This window comes from Macrococcus lamae, assembly GCF_004359545.1.
GTDB classification, from domain to species: domain Bacteria; phylum Bacillota; class Bacilli; order Staphylococcales; family Staphylococcaceae; genus Macrococcus; species Macrococcus lamae.
In genome coordinates, this window is the sequence record NZ_SCWB01000040.1 from 1 (window position 1) to 581 (window position 581).

General features: G+C 42.9%; 2 rRNA genes. Both read left to right on the plus strand.

Annotated features, from left to right (window positions below):
• Positions 1-117 (plus strand): 16S ribosomal RNA (locus tag ERX29_RS10760); the annotation flags it as partial.
• A 238-nt stretch (positions 118-355) separates the two neighbouring features.
• A 23S ribosomal RNA gene (locus ERX29_RS10765) occupies positions 356-581 on the plus strand; the annotation flags it as partial.

The following is a 581-nucleotide window of genomic DNA, read 5'->3' on the forward strand; positions in this document are numbered from 1 at the left end:
ACCCGAAGCCGGTGGAGTAACCTTTACAGGAGCTAGCCGTCGAAGGTGGGACAGATGATTGGGGTGAAGTCGTAACAAGGTAGCCGTATCGGAAGGTGCGGCTGGATCACCTCCTTTCTAAGGATATTACGGAAAAGAGACACCCGATGTCTCTTAGGGATTAACATTGACATATTGTATTCAGTTTTGAATGTTCATCGAACCTAACGGTTCAGTTCATTCAGATTGTACTTTGAAAACTAGATAAAGTAAGAAGAAAAAAGATTTTACCAAGCAAAACCGAGTGAGTTCATTTACTGAATTCTTGAAGAAATCGCGCGTCTGTATTTATACAGACATCACATTATTAATAACAGATTAAGTTATTAAGGGCGCACGGTGGATGCCTTGGCACTAGAAGCCGACGAAGGACGTTACTAACGACGATATGCTCTGGGGAGCTGTAAGTAAGCCCTGATCCAGAGATCTCCGAATGGGGAAACCCAGCATGAGTTATGTCATGTTATCCATATATGAATACATAGTATATGAGAAGGCACACCCGGAGAACTGAAACATCTAAGTACCCGGAGGAAGAGAAA